The organism is Jiangella alkaliphila, from assembly GCF_900105925.1.
In the GTDB taxonomy this organism is placed as follows: Bacteria; Actinomycetota; Actinomycetes; order Jiangellales; family Jiangellaceae; genus Jiangella; species Jiangella alkaliphila.
In genome coordinates this window covers 6,342,470-6,363,379 of record NZ_LT629791.1, presented here as the reverse complement: position 1 = coordinate 6,363,379, position 20,910 = coordinate 6,342,470, and the positions used below count along the sequence as shown (strand labels likewise).

20 protein-coding genes are annotated in these 20,910 nt (G+C 68.3%); 18 read left to right on the top strand and 2 right to left on the bottom strand.

Annotated elements, in window-relative coordinates; all coding sequences use genetic code 11:
* Positions 1–136: 136 nt before the first annotated feature.
* The 5 genes from BLV05_RS29385 (at position 137) to BLV05_RS29365 (ending at position 5,451) form a co-directional block, all read left to right on the top strand.
* Positions 137–1,369, top strand: coding sequence for an extracellular solute-binding protein (locus BLV05_RS29385; RefSeq protein ID WP_046769697.1), 1,233 nt, complete (start codon positions 137–139; stop codon positions 1,367–1,369).
* A 118-nt stretch (positions 1,370–1,487) separates the two neighbouring features.
* Positions 1,488–2,330 (top strand): carbohydrate ABC transporter permease, encoded by an 843-nt coding sequence (locus BLV05_RS29380; RefSeq protein ID WP_046769696.1) that lies wholly within the window; start codon positions 1,488–1,490, stop codon positions 2,328–2,330.
* Positions 2,327–3,196, top strand: a complete 870-nt coding sequence (locus BLV05_RS29375) for a carbohydrate ABC transporter permease (protein WP_046769695.1) — start codon at positions 2,327–2,329, stop codon at positions 3,194–3,196. Before BLV05_RS29380 ends, BLV05_RS29375 begins: the two co-directional genes overlap by 4 nt.
* A gap of 28 nt (positions 3,197–3,224) precedes the next feature.
* Positions 3,225–4,388: a Gfo/Idh/MocA family protein gene (locus tag BLV05_RS29370; protein WP_046769694.1), complete on the top strand. Its 1,164-nt coding sequence runs from the start codon at positions 3,225–3,227 to the stop codon at positions 4,386–4,388.
* Between the two features lie 31 nt (positions 4,389–4,419).
* The gene (locus BLV05_RS29365; RefSeq protein ID WP_172860718.1) at positions 4,420–5,451 is read left to right on the top strand and encodes a Gfo/Idh/MocA family protein; all 1,032 of its coding nucleotides are present in this window, start codon (positions 4,420–4,422) and stop codon (positions 5,449–5,451) included.
* 41 nt (positions 5,452–5,492) lie between these two features.
* On the opposite strand, the gene BLV05_RS29360 is transcribed toward BLV05_RS29365, so the two are convergent.
* Both BLV05_RS29360 and BLV05_RS29355 read right to left on the bottom strand, forming a co-directional pair.
* Positions 5,493–6,164 (bottom strand): FadR/GntR family transcriptional regulator, encoded by a 672-nt coding sequence (locus BLV05_RS29360; RefSeq protein ID WP_082155357.1) that lies wholly within the window; start codon positions 6,162–6,164, stop codon positions 5,493–5,495.
* A gap of 59 nt (positions 6,165–6,223) precedes the next feature.
* Positions 6,224–7,330, bottom strand: a complete 1,107-nt coding sequence (locus BLV05_RS29355) for a C45 family autoproteolytic acyltransferase/hydolase (protein ID WP_046769692.1) — start codon at positions 7,328–7,330, stop codon at positions 6,224–6,226.
* Between the two features lie 157 nt (positions 7,331–7,487).
* Here BLV05_RS29355 and BLV05_RS29350 point away from each other — a divergent pair, with 157 nt between their 5' ends.
* The 13 genes from BLV05_RS29350 to BLV05_RS29290 all read left to right on the top strand — a co-directional run bounded on the left by BLV05_RS29350 (position 7,488) and on the right by BLV05_RS29290 (position 20,768).
* On the top strand, positions 7,488–8,237 hold the full coding sequence (locus BLV05_RS29350; protein WP_046769691.1) for an SDR family NAD(P)-dependent oxidoreductase: 750 nt from the start codon (positions 7,488–7,490) through the stop codon (positions 8,235–8,237).
* A gap of 99 nt (positions 8,238–8,336) precedes the next feature.
* Positions 8,337–8,744 carry a GlcG/HbpS family heme-binding protein gene (locus tag BLV05_RS29345; protein WP_160312759.1) on the top strand — a complete coding sequence of 136 codons (408 nt, stop codon included), beginning with the start codon at positions 8,337–8,339 and terminating at the stop codon, positions 8,742–8,744.
* 99 nt (positions 8,745–8,843) lie between these two features.
* Complete coding sequence (locus BLV05_RS29340) at positions 8,844–9,272, top strand: DJ-1/PfpI family protein (RefSeq protein ID WP_172860716.1); 429 nt, start codon at positions 8,844–8,846, stop codon at positions 9,270–9,272.
* Positions 9,273–9,299: 27 nt separating this feature from the next.
* Complete coding sequence (locus BLV05_RS29335) at positions 9,300–10,706, top strand: IS1380 family transposase (protein ID WP_172860593.1); 1,407 nt, start codon at positions 9,300–9,302, stop codon at positions 10,704–10,706.
* A 271-nt stretch (positions 10,707–10,977) separates the two neighbouring features.
* Positions 10,978–12,384 carry an IS1380 family transposase gene (locus BLV05_RS29330; protein WP_172860593.1) on the top strand — a complete coding sequence of 469 codons (1,407 nt, stop codon included), beginning with the start codon at positions 10,978–10,980 and terminating at the stop codon, positions 12,382–12,384.
* Between the two features lie 254 nt (positions 12,385–12,638).
* On the top strand, positions 12,639–13,679 hold the full coding sequence (locus tag BLV05_RS29325; RefSeq protein WP_046773108.1) for a phosphotriesterase family protein: 1,041 nt from the start codon (positions 12,639–12,641) through the stop codon (positions 13,677–13,679).
* 43 nt (positions 13,680–13,722) lie between these two features.
* A complete protein-coding gene (locus BLV05_RS29320) occupies positions 13,723–14,376 on the top strand; it encodes a type 1 glutamine amidotransferase domain-containing protein (protein ID WP_046773107.1) in 654 nt (217 codons plus the stop codon).
* Between the two features lie 39 nt (positions 14,377–14,415).
* Positions 14,416–15,375 (top strand): acetylxylan esterase, encoded by a 960-nt coding sequence (locus BLV05_RS29315; protein ID WP_197683391.1) that lies wholly within the window; start codon positions 14,416–14,418, stop codon positions 15,373–15,375.
* Complete coding sequence (locus tag BLV05_RS29310) at positions 15,372–16,349, top strand: amidohydrolase family protein (protein WP_052763238.1); 978 nt, start codon at positions 15,372–15,374, stop codon at positions 16,347–16,349. Before BLV05_RS29315 ends, BLV05_RS29310 begins: the two co-directional genes overlap by 4 nt.
* 21 nt (positions 16,350–16,370) lie before the next feature.
* On the top strand, positions 16,371–17,378 hold the full coding sequence (locus BLV05_RS29305) for a zinc-dependent alcohol dehydrogenase (RefSeq protein WP_082155881.1): 1,008 nt from the start codon (positions 16,371–16,373) through the stop codon (positions 17,376–17,378).
* 52 nt (positions 17,379–17,430) lie between these two features.
* Positions 17,431–18,273 carry a class I fructose-bisphosphate aldolase gene (locus tag BLV05_RS29300; RefSeq protein WP_082155880.1) on the top strand — a complete coding sequence of 281 codons (843 nt, stop codon included), beginning with the start codon at positions 17,431–17,433 and terminating at the stop codon, positions 18,271–18,273.
* Between the two features lie 12 nt (positions 18,274–18,285).
* The gene (locus BLV05_RS29295) at positions 18,286–19,380 is read left to right on the top strand and encodes a zinc-dependent alcohol dehydrogenase (RefSeq protein WP_046773103.1); all 1,095 of its coding nucleotides are present in this window, start codon (positions 18,286–18,288) and stop codon (positions 19,378–19,380) included.
* The gene (locus BLV05_RS29290; protein WP_046773102.1) at positions 19,377–20,768 is read left to right on the top strand and encodes a xylulokinase; all 1,392 of its coding nucleotides are present in this window, start codon (positions 19,377–19,379) and stop codon (positions 20,766–20,768) included. Before BLV05_RS29295 ends, BLV05_RS29290 begins: the two co-directional genes overlap by 4 nt.
* Positions 20,769–20,910: the final 142 nt, after the last annotated feature.

Here is a 20,910-nt window from a genome sequence, read left to right as displayed (position 1 = left end):
GCGGTGCGTGCGAAGCCGCGTAGCAGTCGGCGCCTTGGGTGCTCAGGCGCAAGGACCTTGGGTCAGATCTGGCAACGGGAGGAAGACGATGGGTCGATCGAGGCAACGCGTTGCGTGCCTGGCCGTCGGTGCCACCGTGGCATTGGCCGGTTGCGGTGCGGACGACGACGCTGGAACACAGGAACGGGAGCTCAGCGTATGGTTCAACGATCCGGGCACCGAGTTGCAGGGTGAGATCAACGATGTGATGTCGAGCTTCGAGGATGCCAACCCGGGCATGAGCGTCAACCTGAGGTTCGTCGGCGGCGCTGACACTCACCAGCAGTATGTCACCGCGGTCGCCGGGGGTGAGCCCCCATGCGTGGCTCAGCTGGGCAACACCTGGACGCCGGAATTCGCTCAGATGGGTGCCCTGGCGGAGGTGGACCTCAGCGAAGACGAGGCGCGAGAGCAGTTCGTCGGCTCCATGGTGGACAGCGCGACGCTTGACGGCGCGGTCTACGGCTATCCGTACAACGTGGCCAACCGCGCGTTCGTCTACCGCACGGACCTGCTGGATGCCAGCGGCCTCGAGGTTCCGGAGACCTGGGAGGACGTGAAGGCGGCCGCGATCACGCTGTCCGAGGACAACGCGGATGAAGGCATCGCCGGGTTCGGCGTCATCGGCGGCGAGATCTGGTACTACCTCCCGCTGGTGTGGAACTGGGGCGGCGAGATCGCGGTCCAGGACGGCGATTCCTGGGAAGCGACGATGGACAGCCCGGAGGCCAAGGAGGCATTCGAGTTCTACGGGAGCCTGCTCCGGGACGACAACGTCGCGCCGGCCGAGTCGGCCAGTTGGGTGGGCGCGGACGCGGTCCAGAGCCTGAGCCTCGGCAAGATCGCCATGGGTGTCTTCGCCAGTTTCCAGGTCAAATCTGTCATCGCCCAGGCGCCTGAGCTCGAGGAGCACTTGGCCGTGGCTGAGCTTCCCATGGGACCTGGCGGCAACAACGACACGTTCGCCGGTGGAAGCAACCTGGTGATCTTCGAGGACTGCGAGTACAAGGAGGAGGCCACCGAGCTCCTGCACCACATGGTGGAGCCGGAGAACGTCGTGGGGTACACGTCGAGCATCGGCATGCTGCCGGCCTCTCTGGAGGGCATGGAGGCGGAACAGACGACGGGTTCCTTCTCGACCGAATTGCTCAGCCCGTTCGTCGATCAGGCCAGGCACACGCGTTACGTGCCGGCGGATCCGGCATGGGGCGAGATCGAGGGCAGCGGAGCCATCATCAACGCGATGCAGGCCATCATGGGCGGCCAGCTCGATGCGGACACCGCGATGGACGATCTCAACGCCGAGATGAACTCGATCTTCGACGAGTGACGGTGGACGGCCCGGCATCGTGGCGGCGAGTCAGCGGAGCGACATGACATTTCTGGCATCACGGACGTCTCGGCGTCGTTCCGGCCACCGGAATTTGAAGATCGTTCCATGGCTGCTCATGGCACCCGCAGCCATCGGCATCTTGGGAGTGATCGGGTACCCGCTGGTCCAGACCGTCTGGATATCGCTGCATGAGGGCAGAGGACTGCGAACGGGCGCCTGGGTCGGCTTCGACAACTACGTCGAGATGTTCACTGACCCAGGCGCGCAAGCGGCCTTCCTTCGTACGATCATGCTCACGGCCGTGACGGTCGTCGGGTCGATGGTGGGCGCCTTGATCATCGCGCTCGTCCTGAACTCGAACCTGCCCGGCATGAAGCTCTTGACGATCCTGGTGATCTTGCCTTGGGCGATGCCCAGGGTCTCAGCTGCCATCCTGTGGAAGTGGGCTTTCGACAGCCAGTACGGCGTGGTCAACTGGGTGCTCAGCAAGCTCGGACTCGACATGTTCGACGGGTTCGGCTGGTTCAGCTCCGGGCCGACCGCCCTGATCGTGGTGTCGATCGCCATTATCTGGGCGAAGATCCCGTTCCTCGCCATCGCGTTGCTGGCCGCTCTCAAGGCTGTGCCCGAGGACGTCAACGAGGCTGCGAAGCTCGACGGCGCGTCGCCGTTCCAGATCCTGACCCGAATCAAGATCCCGATCATGCGGCCGGTGATCATGGTCTTGTTCGTCTTGGCCACCATCCAGGCGTTCCAGGCGTTCGACCACATCTTCGTCATGACGGTTCCCCCGGGCGGGCCCAACCACTCGACTGAGATCTTGTCGCTGCTGACCTACCTCGAGGCATTCGCCTTCCTGGACGGCGGGATGGGCTCGGCGCTGGCCATGCTCTCGTTCTCGGTACTGGCCGTGGTCACTTTCCTCTATGTGCGAATGCAGCGAGAGGAGACCGTATGACCGCGACGTCGCCGTTGACCCACCTGCCCTACCGGGCGAGAGTCGCGCGCCGGGGTCGTCGGGTGCTGCTCGGTGCCTTCGCCATCCTCATCGGGCTGTTCAGTGTCTTCCCGTTCTATTGGATGATCCTGACCTCGCTCAAGCCGGAGACCGAGATCTTCACGGTCACCCCGCAATTCTGGACATCGAACCCGACTCTGGAGCGCTATGAGACGTTGTTGAGGGGCGCGATCGGTGAGCAGTTTCTGAACTCGTTCATCATCGCCATCGGTGCGACGTTCCTGGCCACCTTCTGCGGGATGTTGGCGGCCTATGCGCTGTCACGATTCCACGTTCCGGCCAAGACGACCATCACCGTCGCGCTCCTTGTGGTTCAGCTACTGCCGGCGATCGTGGTGGTGATCCCGCTGTACGCGGTGTATCGCGAGATCGGCCTGCTCAACACGTACTCGGGGGTGATCATCGCGCATACGGCGCTCGCCCTGGCGCTCGCCGTCTGGTTGATCCGGGGGTTTCTCGCCGGAATTCCCATCTCCCTGGACGAGGCGGCGATGGTGGACGGCGCCAATCGAGCGCAGATCCTTTACCACATCATCGTGCCCTTGGCGCTACCGGGGATCGCCGTCAGCGCGATCTACGCGTTCATCACCTCGTGGAACGAACTCCTGCTCGCCATGACCTTCCTGCAGGACGAGTCGATGAAGACCTTGCCGGGAGCCCTCCAGCAGTTCTCCAGCCAATACGGCACGGACTGGGGCGGGATCATGACCGCCAGTACGATTTTCGCGATCCCGGTGATGATCTTTTTCATCATCGTGCGCAGGTATATCGCTTCCGGCGCCACCGTCGGTGCGATCAAGGGATAGCAATTTCGCCGAAAGGAAGACACTGAGCATGGAGCCGATGAAGTTTGCTGTGCTGGGAGCCGGAAACATCGCGGTTCAGCCCAACGGCGTGCTGCCCAATCTCCATCACATCGCCGACAAGGCAGTGGTGACGGCCGTGGCGGATCCGGTCCAGCGGAAGGCCGAGGAAGCTGCGGAGCGCTTCGGCATTCCCAAGGTGTTCACGTCGCTCGACGACATGCTCGACGATGGCGAATTCGACGCCGTGGTGAATCTGACCCCCATTCCGGTCCACGGCGAGACGTCGTTGAAGATCTTGGAGGCGGGCAAGCACCTGACGACGGAGAAGCCGGTGGGCGTCACCATCGAGGAGGTCGACGCGCTCGAGGAGGCGGCCGCGGCGAGGAACCTCACGGTGGTCTGTGCGCCGCCGAACATGCTCTATCCGACCAGGCGGGAAGCTCGCCGGCTGCTGGCGGCCAACACCGTGGGCCAGCTGTGCTTCGTGCGGCACCGCAGCTCCGGGCCTGGCCCGGGCAGTATCGCCTGGCCGAGCGATCCGAGCTGGTTCTACGAGAAGGGCTCCGGCCCGATGTTCGACATCGGCGTGTACAGCATGCACGAGATGATCGGCATCCTGAACCGCCCGGTGCAGCGCGTGTTCGGTTTCTTCGGCATCACCGAGGCCACGCGTACCGTCCCGGCCGGGCCCTATCGCGGACTCACGTTTCCCGTGACGGCCAACGACAACAACCTGGTGCTCCTCGACTTCGGTGACTCGCTCTTCGGTGTCATCGACGGCACCTACAACGTGTGGGCCGCCAAGTCGCCTCGGATGGAGGTGTTCGGCCGCGAGGGGACCCTCAACATGTGGCACAACCTGAACGTGACCGGCGGCAAGCAGCTCGAGGTCTTCAGGGTCGATCACGCTCACGGCGTCCGTGGCTGGTGGGACGTGGAGATCGGTGACCTCGCCTTCGCGCAGCGCCACGTCGACAACCTGAAGCGTGCACTGATCGTCGAGCACCTGGTCGACGTGGTCCGAGGCGACCGGCCGAACGAGCTCACGCTGGACCAGGCCCGGCATGCACTGGAGATCATGCTCAAGGCCGAGGAGGCCGGCCGGACCGGTCAGGCGATCGAGCTCACCACCACGTTCGAACCGGCGAAGTTCGATCCCAGCATCAAGGAAGAAGCGCTCGTCCATGGCTGATCCCGCGGGCTCCGCGCCGATTCGGTTCGGTGTGGTGGGCCTGATCAGTGACCATGTGTGGCCGCTGATCGAGGCACTCCGCGACGTCGACGGGGTGCAGCTGGTGGCAGTCGCGGAGCCGCGCTCTCAGTTGCGAACGCGGCTGGCGGCCACCATCCCCGGTGTCGCCGAGTACGAGTCGCACTCCGACCTCTTCGACTCCGCCGACGTCGAGGCGATCTTGGTGTGTGTCGACAACGCCGCCAAGACCGAGGTGGTGCCCGCCGCGCTGGAGCGCGGGATCGCCGTCTATCAGGACAAGCCGCTCGCGGCGACCGGGACGCAGGCGGCCACCATCGCCGACGCGGTGCGGACGACCGGCGGAACAGTGATGTGCGCGTTCCACACCGCGTTCGATCCGCTGTACGACGAGGTCGGTGACCTGATCAGAGGCGGCCTGATCGGTCGCGTGCGGTTCGCCCGCGGCCTGGCGGGGCACGCGGGGTTCCAGGCCATGGGAGTGTCGGCCGAGTTCGCGGACTGGCTGACCGACGTGAAGCGTGGTGGTGGCGGGTCCTTCGTCGACCAGGCCGGTTACCTCCTGACGACGCTGACCGACTATCTCGGCCCGGCCGCCCGGGTCGTCGGTTTCGGCGCGAGGGACGACGACGACCTGCCCGAGGGGATCGAGGACGGCACCGCTGCCCTGGTGGAGTTCGAGAGCGGTGCGCTGGGCTCTGTCGACACCCGGTGGGGTCAGGTCGGGCCGCTTCCGCTGAAGTACTCCTTCCACGGCACCGCCGGCACGCTGACCTGTTACCACGACCGATACCAGGTGGTGACCAGTGAACGGACCGTACTGGCCGGCTGGTCGTCAGTCCCCGCGCCGGCCGGATTGTCCGGCTGGCGGCGCGATGTGGAGCCTCGGACGAGCTACGCCGCGGAAGCGGAACACTTTGTGGCACACCTCCGGTCGGGACGTGGCTTGAAGAGGGCCGTGTCGGCGGCATCCGCCCTTCACGTCCAGCAGATCATCGACGCCTACTATGCGTCGTTGAGCAGTGGGGCCGTGGCCGGGGTGTGAGTACCCCCGCAGGGCTGGACCTGCGAGCGGCACCGGAACGCTCAGCTCTCGCGATGGCCGAGGCCCTCCTCGACGGCGTCGAGGTGCGCCTCCATGGCGCGGGCGGCGGCCATCCCGTCTCCGGCGGCGATGGCCGCGTAGATGGCCATGTGCTCCTTGTGCGCCTGGCCGGGCCGGCCCTTGATGGTGGTGAGGCGCAAGGCCTGCTCCTGGAGCACGGCGCGTAGATCAGCGATCAGCCGTTGGAAGAGCGGGTTGTTGGTGGCCCCCGCGATGCTGATGTGGAAGTCGGCGTCGACCTGCACCCGCTTGGCGGCGTCGGTTGTCGCGCCGAATCGCTGCACCAGTTCTTCGAGTGTCTGAAGGTCGCCTTCCGTCCGCCGCTCTGCCGCGAGACGGGCCGACGGAACCTCCAGCGCCCTGCGCACCTCGCTGAGCTGGGACGGGAGATAGCGTCCGATCAGCAGCTTGGAGCTGAGCTGCCTCGACGCGACGAACGTGCCCTTGCCCGCATAGGACTTGGTCAGGCCGAGCGCATTCAGGCTGTGCAGCGCCTCGCGGATCACGGAGCGACTGACGGAAAACGACTGGGCCAGCTCCGCCTCGGAGGGGAGCCGGTCGTTCAGGGCGTACTCGCCACTCTCGATCAGATCGATGAGCTGGCTCCTCACAACCTCTGAGGCACGCCGTTGCTCCACAGGTCTGATCGTCACAATGGCAAGCTACCCGTCAGGTCGTCTGACAGCAAGTAGCCTCGGTCGACTGGCGCGGCTCACCGTGCGAGCCCGTAGCTCCTCCAGTCGGCCTCGCACGGATTCCCGGCCGCCACGTGCATCGTCCGTTCGGTCACGTCGAGAATCGCGCCGGCAACGGTGCAGGTCCGCTCGGGTTCCGGCAGGTCCATGTTGGGGTGCTGGCAGACGCTGTTCGGTTCGAAGCTGTGATCGGTCAGCGCGGACTTGACCGTGTCGAGTGAGTGCGATCCTGCCGTTCGCAGACTGCGGTCGATGGAGCGCAGTCGATCGAGGGTGTGACGCTTCCTCTCGACGTAGACATCGCGCGCGGTCAGCTCCGCCTTGAGGAAGTGATTGGCATGGGTGATGACGCCGGCAGAAGGACCGAGTCGCTCGACGCCTCCGGCTACGGGCGTGGTCTCGAGGTCTTGGCAGAACCCGGAGTCGTCGACGATCAGATAGTTGGCCGAGTTCGCCCGGGACGCCTCGATGATCCGCTTGGCCGCGTCATCCCCTGAGTCGCTGTCGAGCACCGAGCGCAGGAGGACGTGGTAGGGGACGGCAGGTCTCCCTTCCGCATGGCTGCTGATCAAGGTGTTGGTGCAGATGCCGACGCCGCTCTGATTGAGGCCGACCTTGGCGAGCAGACCCGCCTCGACAAGCGTGATGAAGTCGGGGCCGTCCTCACGGCGTACCTCCAGGACGACCGACGTCTGGCGAGCATGCAGGAGCCAGTCCCAGTTCTGTCCGGCGATCAGCCGCTTGCTCGCGGTGACCTCGGGAGTCAGGCAGAACGACGTGCACTCTGTGGGGATGTTCGCGGGATCCCCGCTCGTGAACATGATCTCGCTGCGGGTGTTCAGAGCGAGGATGTCCGCGACCTCGACCCCGGCGCCGTCGGCGATCCCGACGATCTCCTGTGCTGTCGCGGGGGAGAACTCCTCGATGATCGGCATGAAGACCGTCGCCCTGCTCTGGACCTGGTTCCAATCCCATCCTTGATAGTGCCGGAAGACCGCGGCGTATCCCTGGATCGAGCCGTGGATCTGGCGCTGGGCCAGGCGCCCATAAGAGCGCCCCCGCTCGAGCGGGGGCCCGGATGCCTGGAGCCTGGGGAAGGTCGAGGGCGCGGGGTTCATGGACATGCAGTGCTGACCCTTCGCGTGAGGTCTCAGGTGGCCAGGCTGCCCGACAAGTGTCGAGCATGGGTTGCGCTGGCGGGCCAATCTAAGCATGATGTCAGGCAGCGGGACAACTGGACAGCTTCGGTACGAAACACCGCCGTTCGACACGAGGAGGGGCATGCCAACGGCTCTCATCGCGGGAGGCGCCACCGGAATCGGGCGTGCCACCGCGCGACGCCTGCTCGAGCAGGGCTGGGACGTCCACATCGCCGATGTGGCGGTGGAGCTGGCGGAAGAGGGCATGGCGGAGGTCAGCGCCCCTGGAGCCCGATCGGTCGCCTATTGCGACCTCGCGACCGCGGACGGCCCGGGCCGGGCCGTGGCGGAAGCCCTGCTATTGACCGGCCGCCTGGACGCTGTGGTGGTCTGCGCCGGCATGCTGGTGGAGCGCGAGCTCGCCGACTTCACCATCCAGGATTGGGACGCGACCATGGCGCTGAACGCGCGCGCGCCGTTCCTGCTCACTCAGGCCGCGGCGCCGCACCTGGCCGAGTCCGGGGCGGGGCGGGTGGTGCTGACCGGCTCGACGGCGGCCTTTCGGGGTGGCGGCGGCTCGTTCGCCTACGCCGCGTCGAAGGGGGCACTCGTCGCCCTGGTCAGGTCGCTGGCCGTGGCGTTGGGGCCAGAGGGCGTGTGCGTCAACTGTGTATGCCCGGGGTGGATCGACACGCCATTCAACGATCCATACTGGTCGCGTGTCGGCGGTGAGCGCGCCTCCGCCGAGCGAGACCTGGTGGCGCGCATTCCCCTGGGCGTACTCGGGCAGCCTGGCGACGTGGCCGGGTTGATCTGCTTCCTCGCGTCCGCGGACGCGGGATACATCACCGGACAGTCATTCGTCGTGGACGGTGGCCTGCTTGCGTCATGAACCCACAGGACGGGCCAGGACGAGACGCCGGCGCGGCGGCTCTCCGGAGCGTTCACCCGTACGAGCATCCCGACAGAGGCGACGATGACCTTGCAGATCGTGAGTATCGACCTGGACCTGGCGCGCCGAGTGCTCGAGGGCGCTGAGCGCGAGGCCGCGCGGCGCTCAGTCGCTCTTGCGGTCACCGTCACCGATCCGGCCGGGGCGATCGTGGCGGCGGGCCGGATGGACGGCGCGAACGATGTCGCGTTCCAGTTGGCTCACGACAAGGCGTTCACGGCCGCGGCGTTCGGAGCGCCGTCACACGCCTGGGCGGAGGCAACGGCGCCAGGTGGCGCGGACTGGGGCATGGCCGGCAGCGCGAGAGGGCGGATCCTGGTTCTCCCCGGCGGGGTGCCGCTCCGGCTGGGCGGAGCACTCATCGGCGCGCTGGGCGTGAGTGGCGCCGCGCCCGTGGTCGATCTCGCATGTGCCGAGGCGGGTGCCCGTGTGCTCGAGGACAACTGAGTGCGGGGGCTTGCCTCGCTGATGGTGCCGAGTGATTATCAGGCAAGCGGACAGGATGCCAGGCGCGGGACAGCTGCGACTGCTACGAGGAGTCAGCCCATGTCGTTGGAAGGTCGGAAGATCGCGGTGCTCGCCGCGGGCGGATACCAGGAGCTCGAGCTCTGGTACCCGGTACTACGGGCGCGGGAGGACGGCGCGAGTGTCTACGTTCTCAGCTCGGACCCAGCCGGCGTCACGAGCAACCTCGGCTATCCGCTGATTCCAGACGCAGCGGGCGCGGACGCCGCCGATGTGGACGCCGTCGTTCTCGCCGGCACGGTCACCGGGGTACCTGCCTACTCCGACGAGCAGCGTGCTTTCGTCCGCGCGGCCCATCAGGGCACAGCGCGCATCTATTCGGTGGGCACGGCGACGACGGCGGTCGCCTCGATCTTAGCCTCGATCCGTGGACTGGCTGGCTGGTCGTTCGGTGTGGTGACGAAGAAAGTGCCTTCTGTGCAGGGAGGATCTGGATTGTCTAGGTCCTGATCGCCACTGCTGCGGAAGGCACTCTCGGTGCGACTATCTCACGTCTGGTCGAAGGCGATGCCGAGGTTCGATGACGAGAATCTCGTGTCGTGCGCGGGGCTGGTGCCGGTGATGGCCTTGGCCGAGCAGGCTGGCCTGTCCGAGCTGATCTCGTCCAAGGTCGCGGTCGGCTCGGTGAGGGTGAAGTCGGCCGGCGTGAACCCGGCGGGCAAGATCACCTCGATCGTGGCGGGGATGGCTGCCGGCGCGGACTGCATCGACGATCTGGACGTGGTCCGTTCCGGCGGGATGGGCCGGTTGTTCGGCGGCGTGTATGCGCCGGCCACGCTGGGGCAGTTCCTGCGGGAGTTCACCCATGGCCATGCCCTGCAGTTGGCCTCGGTCGCGCGGGCGCATCTGGTCGGCCTCGTCACGACGACGGGGCTGTTGCCCGGGATCGGGACTCGGGCGTTCGTCGACATCGATTCGCTGCTGCGCCCGGTCTACGGGCACGCCAAGCAGGGCGCCAGCTTCGGGCACACCAAGATCGCCGGGCGGCAGGTGCTCCGCAAGGGCCTGTCGCCGCTGGCCACCAGCATCAGTACCGAGCACGGTGCGCCGGTGGTGGCCGGGATCCGGCTACGGGCCGGGCGGGCCGGTTCCGGGAAGGGCGCGGCGACGATGGTCGCCGAGGCGATCCGGACCGCCCGCGCCGCCGGCGCGGCGGGTGAGATCCTGGTCCGCGGTGATTCGGCCTACGGCAACAGCGTCGTCGTCGGCGCCTGCGTGAGGGCGGGGGCCCGGTTCTCCGTGGCGCTGACCAAGAACCGTGCGGTGAGCAGGGCGATCGCGACCATCCCCGCCGACGCGTGGACACCGGTGCACTACCCCGGCGCGGTCGTCGACCCGGACACCGGGCAGTTGATCTCCGACGCCCACGTCGCCGAAGTACCGTTCACCGCGTTCGGCTCCAAGGCCAAGAAGCACCAGGTCACCGCCCGGCTGATCGTGCGCCGGGTCCGCGACCGCGCCAAGACCGATGAACTGTTCCCGGTCTGGCGGCACCACCCGTTCTTCACCGACAACACCGAACCGACCGCCGACGCGGACATCACCCACCGCGCGCACGCGATCATCGAGACCGTGTTCGCCGACCTCATCGACGGGCCGCTGGCCCACCTGCCGTCTGGCCGGTTCGCCGCGAACGCCGCCTGGGCGACCTGCGCCGCGATGACCCACAACCTGCTCCGCGCCGCCGGCACCCTGACCAGTCCGCGGCATGCCGTCGCGCGCGGCGCGACACTGCGCCGACAGATCGTCACCGTGCCCGCCCGGCTGGCCCGCCCGCAACGCCGCCGCGTGTTGCACCTGCCCACGCACTGGCCCTGGGCCCAGCAGTGGACCCGCCTCTGGAACCACGTGCTCGCCACCGGGCCACCCGCCGCGGCGGCCTGACCGTCGACCACCGCCCGCACCGGGCCCCGACCGGACACCGACACGTGGAAGAGCTGGGCAGACCAGCCGACCAGCCCTGCCCACGACCCCGATCAAGATCAACAGTCAGGAGCGAAGATCACCCGATAGCCCTTCCACGGATCGAGGCTTAGCCTCGATCCGTGGACTGGCTGGCTGGTCGTTCGGTGTGGTGACGAAGAAAGTGCCTTCTGTGCAGGGAGGATCTGGATTGTCTAGGTCCTGATCGCCACTGCTGCGGAAGGCACTCTCGGTGCGACTATCTCACGTCTGGTCGAAGGCGATGCCGAGGTTCGATGACGAGAATCTCGTGTCGTGCGCGGGGCTGGTGCCGGTGATGGCCTTGGCCGAGCAGGCTGGCCTGTCCGAGCTGATCTCGTCCAAGGTCGCGGTCGGCTCGGTGAGGGTGAAGTCGGCCGGCGTGAACCCGGCGGGCAAGATCACCTCGATCGTGGCGGGGATGGCTGCCGGCGCGGACTGCATCGACGATCTGGACGTGGTCCGTTCCGGCGGGATGGGCCGGTTGTTCGGCGGCGTGTATGCGCCGGCCACGCTGGGGCAGTTCCTGCGGGAGTTCACCCATGGCCATGCCCTGCAGTTGGCCTCGGTCGCGCGGGCGCATCTGGTCGGCCTCGTCACGACGACGGGGCTGTTGCCCGGGATCGGGACTCGGGCGTTCGTCGACATCGATTCGCTGCTGCGCCCGGTCTACGGGCACGCCAAGCAGGGCGCCAGCTTCGGGCACACCAAGATCGCCGGGCGGCAGGTGCTCCGCAAGGGCCTGTCGCCGCTGGCCACCAGCATCAGTACCGAGCACGGTGCGCCGGTGGTGGCCGGGATCCGGCTACGGGCCGGGCGGGCCGGTTCCGGGAAGGGCGCGGCGACGATGGTCGCCGAGGCGATCCGGACCGCCCGCGCCGCCGGCGCGGCGGGTGAGATCCTGGTCCGCGGTGATTCGGCCTACGGCAACAGCGTCGTCGTCGGCGCCTGCGTGAGGGCGGGGGCCCGGTTCTCCGTGGCGCTGACCAAGAACCGTGCGGTGAGCAGGGCGATCGCGACCATCCCCGCCGACGCGTGGACACCGGTGCACTACCCCGGCGCGGTCGTCGACCCGGACACCGGGCAGTTGATCTCCGACGCCCACGTCGCCGAAGTACCGTTCACCGCGTTCGGCTCCAAGGCCAAGAAGCACCAGGTCACCGCCCGGCTGATCGTGCGCCGGGTCCGCGACCGCGCCAAGACCGATGAACTGTTCCCGGTCTGGCGGCACCACCCGTTCTTCACCGACAACACCGAACCGACCGCCGACGCGGACATCACCCACCGCGCGCACGCGATCATCGAGACCGTGTTCGCCGACCTCATCGACGGGCCGCTGGCCCACCTGCCGTCTGGCCGGTTCGCCGCGAACGCCGCCTGGGCGACCTGCGCCGCGATGACCCACAACCTGCTCCGCGCCGCCGGCACCCTGACCAGTCCGCGGCATGCCGTCGCGCGCGGCGCGACACTGCGCCGACAGATCGTCACCGTGCCCGCCCGGCTGGCCCGCCCGCAACGCCGCCGCGTGTTGCACCTGCCCACGCACTGGCCCTGGGCCCAGCAGTGGACCCGCCTCTGGAACCACGTGCTCGCCACCGGGCCACCCGCCGCGGCGGCCTGACCGTCGACCACCGCCCGCACCGGGCCCCGACCGGACACCGACACGTGGAAGAGCTGGGCAGACCAGCCGACCAGCCCTGCCCACGACCCCGATCAAGATCAACAGTCAGGAGCGAAGATCACCCGATAGCCCTTCCACGGATCGAGGCTTAGGCCCGGACGCCGAGCCCGAGGCGTCCTTCGGCACTGCCGATGATCTGCCCGACCTGATGAGAAGACTGACCGAAGATCTAGTGCTCGACAAGGAGAGATGACGTGAGCGTTCTACGCACGGTCCTCGGCGACGTCCCGGCCGAGAACTCGGGACTCATGCTGTCGCATGAACACCTCCTGTACGGCTACCCGGGCGCCGAACTGGACCCGCGCGCGGCCCTGGACTACGACGCCGCGCTGGACTTCGTCTCCGGACAGGTCGCCAAGGGCAAGGAGAACTACGGGTACGGGACCATCGTCGACATGACGCCACCCGAGGTCGGCCGCTATCCGCAGTTCATGGCTGACGTGTCCAAGCGGACCGGGATGAACGTCATCGCCATTACGGGCTTCTTCCCCGAGCGGATGGGCATTCCCTACTACTGGCGTCGGCAGACCCGGGAGGAGCTGACCGAGTTCTTCGTCGGCGACCTCACCGACGGGATGGTCTTCGCCTGGCACAAAACCCCGTACCGGGCCGGTGCCATCAAGATCGCCACCGGCCAGGAGAGCGTCACGCCGATGCCGAGCCCCGTCGGGCCCAACGGCCGGCACATCCATGAGATCGAGGACCGGGTCATCCGGGCCGCGGCCCATGCGGCCACACAGGTCGGTTGCGCCATCAACACCCACATCGACCCGATGGACTTCGAGGTCACGAATCCGCTCCGCGAGCAGTTGGAGATCCTGCTGGAGGAGGGCATGGATCCGGGCAAGGTGATTCTCGGACACGCTTTCGTGCCGCCGCAGCTCGACGCGATGCGTGAGGTGCTCAAGATGGGCGCCAACGTCCAGCTCGACCACGTGGGCATCCCGTGGCGGGTCGGCAGCGCCGAGGAACTGGACGAAGCGATGGCCAACGCCCTGGTCGTCCTGCTCGAGGAGGGCTACGGCGACCGCATCGTCATGTCGTTCGACCGGTGGTTCATGAATCCCCGCGCGGGGGTCACTGAGGACGATCCGCAGCTTCTGAACGAGAAGGTGGACCTGAGCTACATGTTCACCAGCTGGGTGCCGCGGCTGAAAGGCAAGGGCGTCACCGACGAGCACCTGCAGAAGATCATGGTGGACAACCCGCGCCGCATCTTCTCGATCGACGTCTGATCTCACCTGACATCCACACGGCCCTGACGAGGGAGTTGCGCGAATGAAGGCGTCCGATGCACGGGTCGCGGTTCTGGTGGAGAACCAGTATCAGGAGCTCGAGCTCTGGTATCCGGTTCTCCGGCTTCGTGAGGCAGGTGCCACGCCGGTCATCGTGGGCCCGGCGACGAATGAGGTGTACGCGAGCAAACTCGGGTACCCGGCGGTGGCGAACGTGGCTATCGGTGATGTGACGCCGGAGCACTTCGACGCCGTCGTGATTCCGGGTGGGTTCTCGCCGGAGTATCTGCGCCGCAACCCGGCCATGGTCGAGTTCGTGAAGAAGAGCGTCGCCGATGAGAAGCCGGTGGCCGCGATCTGCCATGCCGGCTGGCTGCTGGCCACCGCCGAGGTCGTTGCCGGCAAGCGCGCGACGTCGGTCGCGACCATCCGCGACGATGTCCGGCACGCCGGCGCGACGTGGGTCGACGAACCGGTCGTGCTCGACGGGAAGCTGCTGACCGCGCAGCTGCCGAACGATCTACCGGCCTTCATGGCCGGCGTCCTGGAGTTTCTCGACCAGGCCGAGCCGGCCGATCGCCCGGATCTGCCGGCGACCCAGCCGAGTCCTGCTCACTACACGCGGCCCGCGGTCCTGCGGAGCAGGGCAGCGGGGCCTGGCTCGGCGAACTACCGGGCTTACGCCGAACTCGCGTGAGACGGCCGTCACGGCGAGCGCCGACCAGAGGGGATGCGCGTGCAGGTCGACCTACCCATCGAGGAGCTCGAGAAGTTCCACTACCAGGAGCCGGAGCCGGCCGACTTCGACGAGTTCTGGCAGTCGACCATCGCCGCGGAGACGGCCCGTCCACTGGACGTCGCCTTCACACCGGTGGTCACCGAGCTCCAGACCATCGATGTGTTCGACGTCGAGTTCACCGGCTACGGCGGTGCGCGGATCAAGGGCTGGCTGCTGCTGCCGGCGCGCCGCAGCGGCCGGGTTCCCGCCGTCGTCGAGTTCCTGGGTTACGGCGGCGGACGAGGACTGCCGGTCGAGTCGCTGGCGTACGCGTCGGCCGGGTTCGCCCATGCCATCCTCGACACGCGGGGCCAGGGGAGCACCTGGCGGGCCGGCCACACCCCGGATCCGGTGGGCAGCACCCCGGCCATTCCCGGCCACATGACGCGCGGGCTGTTGTCCAGGGACGACTACTACTACCGCCGGCTGTACGTCGACGCGTACCGGTTCGTCGACGTCGTGCGCTCATCGGCCGAGGTCGACACGGATCGGCTCGTCGCCAGCGGTCGCAGCCAGGGCGGCGCATTGTCTCTGGTGGTGGCGGGCTTGCGATCCGACGTGACGATGATCGTTCCGCACGTGCCGTTCCTGTGCGCGTTCCGGCGGGCGCTGCGGATGACGGCGGAGAGCCCGTACGGCGAGGTGTCCCGGTGGCTGGCGATCCACCGCGACCAGGCTCCGGCGGCGTTCGCGACGCTGGCCTACTTCGACGGGGTCTCGTTCGCGCGCCGCGCGACCTGCCCGGCGGCGTTCTCGGTGGGGTTGCGCGATGTCGTGTCGCCACCGTCCACCGTCTTCGCCGCCCACAACGCATACGGCGGCCCCAAGGAGATGGTCGTGTGGGAGTTCAACGGGCATGAGAGCGGCGGCCCGGAGGACGTGCTGCGCACCATCCGCGCCGTGCGGGGGCTGCCGTGACGCGTGGCGGGCTGGTCGACTTCCACCAGCACGTCGTGTCGCCGAGCTACGTGCGACGCCTCGAAGCCGTCGGCATCCAGGCACAGCCCGGGATCGGGTTCCCTGAGTGGAGCGCGGAGTCGTCGCTCGCGGCCATGGACGAGCTCGGCATCGAGGTGAGCGTGCTGTCCACCGCGTCGCCCGGCTTCTATTTCGGCGATCAGGAGTTCGCCACGGCACTCTGCCGGGACACCAACGACGAGCTTCACGACGTGGTTCAGTCGTCGCAGGGCCGGTTCCTGGCTCTGGCCGCCGTTCCGCTGCCGTCGGCCGACAGCGCCATCGCGGAGATCGAGCGCCTGCTGGACGTGGACGGCTTCGCGGGGGTCAGCCTGCTGTCGAACTACGGCGGCAGCTACCTGGGCGACCCGGACTTCGACGCCGTGCTGGCAGTGCTGAGCGGCATCGGCGCGTTGGTCCACGTGCATCCGACGCTTCCACCGTGGTGGGCGCGCGACGCCGTCGCCCTGCGGCCGTCGTTGCTGGAGTACGTGTTCGACACCAGCCGATCGCTGATGAACCTCATGCTCACTGGGGCGCATGACCGGTTTCCCGGCATCCGCTGGGTGTTCTCGCACTGCGGCGGTGTGCTGCCCTATGTCAGCCGGAGGCTGGAGATCGCCGAGCCGCTGCCGGAGCTCGAGCAGGTCCGGGCCGCGGGCGTGCAGGCAACCTTGAGCAGGTTCGGGTACGACTGCGCGCTGTCGGCCGGCCCGGCGGGTCTGGGCTCGCTCCTCACCGTGGTTCCGCCGTCGCACGTCGTCTTCGGATCCGACTTCCCGTTCGTCGATCGGCAGACGATCCGGGCGGAGATGGCCCGACTGGACGCCTTCGCCCAGGTGGGCGGCCTGGACGGGCTGAGCGCCAACGGCCGGCGGTGGCTCGGCCTCCACGAGGGAAGGGCCATGACAATTCGCGGATCCGCGAATACGTAGTCGCTCTAGGGAGTAACGGTTGTGAAAGCAGCATTCTTGTACGGCGCCGGCGATCTGCGTGTCCAGCAGGTGGCGGATCCGGTCCCCGGGCCGGGCGAGGCGACGATAGAGATCCATGCATCGGGCGTGTGCCCGAGCGACATCCGGGGATACACCGGCGCCAAGTCGTACGCGTCACCCTGGACGCCAGGGCACGAGATCGCCGGCACCGTCACGCAGCTCGGCCCGCAGGTGGAGGGCACGTGGCGGGTCGGCGACCGGGTGGTCGTCGACTGGCGCGGCGTGTGCGGCACCTGCCGGCAGTGCCGCCGTGGCGCGGCCAACTTCTGCGAGTCCGTGGTCAAGCATCCGATCGCCGGATTCGCCGAGTTCACCAAGATGCCGGTCGGTCAGCTGCGGCTGATCCCGGACCCGGTATCGTTCGAGGCCGCGAGCTTCTGCGAGCCGCTCGCCTGTGTGCTCAACGCTCACCGGTCGGTGCCGATGCCGCTCGCGGCCGACGTCCTCGTGATCGGAGCCGGGCCGATCGGGCTGCTGCACACACAGGTGGCGGCGCGCAGGGGCGCCCGGGTCATCGTGACGGACCGGATCGCCTCGCGGCTGGAGGTGGCGCGCTCGGTCGGCGCGCACGATGTGGTGCTCGCCGGCGACGACGGAGGCGCCGGCGAGGTGCGCGCGCTCACCGACGGGTACGGCCCGGACGCGGTGGTCGTGACCGTCGGCCACCCCGCGGCGATCAGGTCCGCGCTCGCGATGGCGGCCAAGAACGCCACGGTGAACCTGTTCGCCGGAACCCACCCCAAGGGCACGGTGGAGCTCGATCCCGACATCCCGCACTACGAGCAGGTGTCGATCAACGGCAGCCACGACTTCAGCCCGCACGACTTCAGCACCGCACTGCGGCTGCTCCAGTTCGGGATGGTCCAGACCGACCCGCTGGTCAGCCACCGCTTCGGTCTGGACGGCATCGCGGAGGCCTTCGAGACGACGAGGTCGCAGGCCGGCCTGAAGTCGCTCATCACGGCGTGATCGGACCGGGCGTGCCCAGTCCGGCGCGGACTACAGGAGGGACGTGAAAAGGATGACCACGACAGTAGATCCCACGGCATCCGAGTCGGACCGGGCCGATGGTCCGTACTGCTTTCCCGATCAGCTGCCGGCCTGGCCGTTGCGCCGGATGCATCACGTCTTCGGCAGCGACGGCAAGGCGGTCGTCGCGGCCATGGACGCTGGACTGAAGTACGGAGTGAGGCCCGGTCTCGGCGATGCTCGCGCCTCCGTCCGGCGCATCGTGGACGGCGGGGTCGACGCGATCCTGGCGGGCATCGGCTTCGCCCGCGCCGTGGTGGGCGACCTGGGCGGCCGTGGGCTGATCCTGGCGTTGGACAGCGAGATTCCGTCGGCTGGATACGGCGTGGAACAGGCGCTGCGGTTCGGTGCGGACGCACTGGAACTGAAGGTGTTCCCGGGCAATCCGGAGGTCACCAAGCTCGGTGAGCTGCGAGAGCTCGCCGCCGTGGCGGATCGGTGGGGGATGCCGCTCATGGCCGAGCCGATTCCGGTGGGCTTCGCGAACGTCGAGGCGCACACCGTGGAGAACGTCTCCAATGGGGCGCGGATATCGGCCGAGGCCGGCGCCGACTTCGTCAAAGCGCAGTTCGTCGGCGATGTCGAGCAGTTCCATTCGGTCGTCGCGTCCTGCCCGGTGCCGCTGCTCGCGCTCGGCGGCCCCATGAAGCCGACGCCGCGCGACGCCCTTCAGCTCGCCGCCGATGCGGTCGAGGCGGGAGCCCGCGGTGTCGTCTACGGACGTAACATCGTGGAGGCCGAACGGCCCGACCGGATGGTCGCCGCGCTGGTGGAGATCGTCCACGGCGGTGCTTCGGTCGACGTTGCGGCCAAGCTGCTGAACGCCCCGCTCTAGGCAGGAGTCTTCATGGATCTGCTGGTCGGGGAGGTCATGCGGGCCGCCGTGTTCCGGGGTGGCCGGAACATCCGGGTGGAGAACGTTCCGGTGCCGCGGCCGGGTACGGGTGACGTCCTGGTGAAGGTCGCGTACGCCGGCATCTGCGGCAGCGACCTGCTCTCCTACCGAGGTCTGGGTCCCTGGCAGCACAGCGCCGAGCGTCCCGATCGCGACGGCCACGAGCTCAGCGGCTGGGTGGCGGCGGCGGGGCCAGAGGTCGACGACATCGCGGTCGGGGATCGGGTGGCGGTCGAGCCGGTCCATCTCGTCAGCTGCGGTGGCTGCACCTTCTGCGCGTCCGGCCGCACCTATCTGTGCGCCGAGCGCGGGCTGCAGGGCGGAGTGCACCAGCACAGCCGTGGTTTCGCCGAGTATGACCTGGTACCCCGCGACCACGCCTACCCGCTGCCGGACCAGGTCAGTCTCGAGGACGCGTCGATCCTGGACTGCTACGCATGCGGAGTGCACGCGCTGCACGTCAGCGACCTGCCGGCCAAGAGCCCGGTGCTGATCCTCGGCGCCGGTGCCATCGGCCTGACGCTCGGACAGGTGGCCAGGGCGGCCGGGCACCGGGTCACGGTCTTCGGCCGATCGAATGCCTCGCTGCACCGTGCGTTACGCGCGGGTGCAGCGGACACGGTGTACGACACGGCCGATCCGGTGGAATGGCAGCGGGCGCTGGCCGAGCATGCTGGTGGGTTCGGCGTCGTGTTCGATGCGGCCGGCAACGCCGACGGTTCGCTGCGGGACGCGATGGCGTTCGCGGCGCCGGGCGGCCGCGTGGTGGTGGTCGGCGTCTACGCGCAAGCACCGGCGTTCGACCCGCACGTGGCCTACCAACGCGAGCTCACGGTGCAGTGGTCGAACAGCTACGGCTCGTGTGTCGACGGCGTCCCGGACTACCGGCGTGCGCTGGACCTGCTGGCCGCCGGCCTGGTCCGGGCCACCGAGCTGATCACCCATCGGCTGCCGCTCGAGCGCATCGGCGATGGCTTCAGCATCATGCTCGATCGCTCGGTGGAGTCGATCAAGGTGCTGGTCGAGCCGGGCGACGAGACCGCATGAGCAACGACGTCGGCCCACTGGCCCTGGTCGTCGATCAGGGAACGACGTCGATCAAGGTCACCCTCGTCGACCGCCTCGGTCAGGTGGTGTCGCAGGCTTCGGCGACGACCGAGATCGAACGCGGACACGGGACGGTGACGGCCCGACCGCACCGCTGGTGGCTGACGCTCACCGAGCTCGTCCGGCGGCTGGGTGGGGACGTCGACCTCACGGCGGTATCGTCCGTGGCGGTCGGTGGCTTCATGCACACCCTGGTGCCCGTGGCGGACCGCGGGCAGGAGGACGTTCTCGTGCTCCTGCCCGGTGACGTTCGCAGCGTGGAGCGTGAGGGTGGGCTCGCCGGCGTCCCGTCGGCAGGCGGGCGAGCCGCGTTGGCGCGACTCGCGGCGTGGGGCGAGGGAGGCGGCCGGGTCCGTGGTGTGCTCACGGTGAAGGACTACCTTCGGTACCAGCTCACGGGGGTGCTCGCCACCGACGCCTACGATGCCGGCGGGTGCGGACTGGTGGACGTCGCCACCGGGCGTGTCGTGCCGGCGGCGGCCGCCCTCGTGTCCGAACTCGGCGGGGAGATTCCGGCGATCCTCGACCCGGCGGCGCGGGCGGGCAGCGTGACACCGCAGGCGGCCGCGGCAACCGGCCTGGGCGTCGGCACGCCCGTCGTGACGGGCAGCGGCGACTGGCTGGTCACGTGTCTCGGTGCGCAGGCGGCGATGCCGGAGCGCATGTGTCTCTACCTGGGATCGTCGGCCGCGTACGGCGGATTCGACGGGCCGGTAGCACTCGCCGACGCCGAGCCGCCGCGCTGTTTGTCGGTGGCGGTCGGAAGCGGCAGCATGCTCGCTTGGGCCGGGAGGAGCTTCGCCGACGCTTGGCTCGACGACGGTGACGCCTTCCGGTCACTGCTCGACTCGGCGGCGATGAGCGAGCCCGGCGCCGCCGGCGTGCGCTTCGTGCCGCACGGGTCGGCGAGCTCGGGTTCGCGCGAGGTGGGCCTGGGTCGCGGTGAGCTACGTGGCCTGAGTCTCGACGTCGGGATCCACGACATCGCCCGGGCCGTCCTCGAGGGCGTCGCGCTGTGGATTCGGCGTGGCGTCGAGCCCGTGCTTCGCACCCATCCTTCGCAGGAGATCGTGGCGTGCGGAGGCGGCGCCCGAGACCGCCGATGGCCCGAGCTGCTCGCAGACGTGCTAGGCCACCGGGTCACCGTCGCCGCCGAGTTCGACACAGCGGCCCTGGGGCTGGCCCGGCTGGCGTTCCAGGGCACCGGCCAGGACGTGGCCTGGCCGACACCCAGGGTGCAGGCATCGGTTGTGCCGAAGCCCGCAGACGCGGCGATCTACCAGCGGATATTCGACGCCGAACGTGCGGGCGCGACCAACTCACCGTGATTCGAGTTCGGCGCGCTCCTTGTAGGCCGTACGGGCGGTGAGGATGTCCTGTACTGGCTTCAGCGCGTGACCTTGCTCTTGTGTTCCCTTCAGATGACCGGTGCGGCACACCAGCAGATCAACGCCGTCGTACCCGACACGC